Origin of the sequence: Thermus islandicus DSM 21543, from assembly GCF_000421625.1 — a bacterium.
GTDB classification, from domain to species: Bacteria; Deinococcota; Deinococci; order Deinococcales; family Thermaceae; genus Thermus; species Thermus islandicus.
Genome location: NZ_ATXJ01000063.1, coordinates 1 through 1,124 on the forward strand (window position 1 = coordinate 1; position 1,124 = coordinate 1,124).

The 1,124-nt window shown below is 65.1% G+C and carries 1 protein-coding gene; it reads right to left on the reverse strand.

Going from position 1 to position 1,124, the window contains the following annotated elements; all coding sequences use genetic code 11:
• A partial coding sequence (locus tag H531_RS0112485; RefSeq protein ID WP_245540708.1) for a sugar transferase occupies window positions 1–808 on the reverse strand: 808 nt, incomplete at its 3' end.
• Between the last annotated feature and the right edge of the window lie 316 nt (window positions 809–1,124).

Consider the following 1,124-nt stretch of genomic DNA (forward strand, 5'->3'; position numbering starts at 1 on the left):
CCTTGAGGACGTTCCAGAGCTGGGGAAGCTCGTCCAAGCGATAACGGCGGAGGAAGCGGCCTAGGGGAGTGATCCTCTCCGCCTCCTGCCCAGCGTAGGCACCCTCCCGGGGAGCCCCCCGCATGGTGCGGAACTTGTAGGCCTTAAAGGCCCTACCCCCGAGCCCCATCCGCTCCTGGGCGAAGAGCACACGCCTCCCCAGGTCTAGGTAGACCGCAAGGGCCACGAGGAGCCCCACAAGGAGGGCGAGGGGAGAAAGAAGGAGTACAAGCCCCACCTCCCACGCCCGCTTAAAGAGGGGGTAAAGGCCCCGGTCCCGCTCTTCCAAGGCCAAAAGCCCTTCCGCAAGCTCCAGGGGAACCCGACCCATGTAGCCCTCATACACCCTGGCAGCGTGGAGGATGGGCAGGCCGCGGAAGGCGGCCTCGGCCAGGAGGGGAAGGACCCTGGGGTCCAGGCGGTGCAAGTCGGCCACCACCCCCTCTACCCCCTCGAGGCTCCTCAAGGGGGGAAGCTCCCGGCCTAGGGCCCGAAGAAGGCCATCGACCACGCCTCCGGGGAGAAGGGCGAGCCTCGCCGGAGGAAGGCCCCTCAGGTAGAGAAGGAGAAGGAGGAAGGCAAGGAGGGTCGCAGCAAGGAGGTAGCTCCTGGAGTAGTACAGCCGCCCCATGGCCAGAACGGCCACCAGCAAGAGCGTAAAGGGCAGGAGGTTAAAGCCCGCCACGCTCCAGGACTCCTGCCCAGGGTAGCGGGCCATCCGCTCCGTGGCCAAGAAGGCGAGGAGGTGGGCCAGGGCGGTGAGCCCCATCAGGAGCCATACTTCCTTCCCCCATGAGGTGGTCCCGAAAAGGAGGAACCCAACGATCAAGGAGGGCAGAGGCCCCAAGACCCAAGCAAGGGCCGTTCGGGAACGGGTCTGGGCCACAGGGTAGGGGATACGCAGTTCCAAAGCACTCACGCCCACAATCCTACCCAAAAACCCATGAACGGAGCATGAAACCCACATTCCGCATCCCTCCTCCCTCCGCGTTAGGATTTTGGGATGGAAACCACACCCGACCTACAGGTGTACGACCTCGGCCACCTGGGCCTGGTGGCCAGCATCGTGGACCGTATCGGGCTGG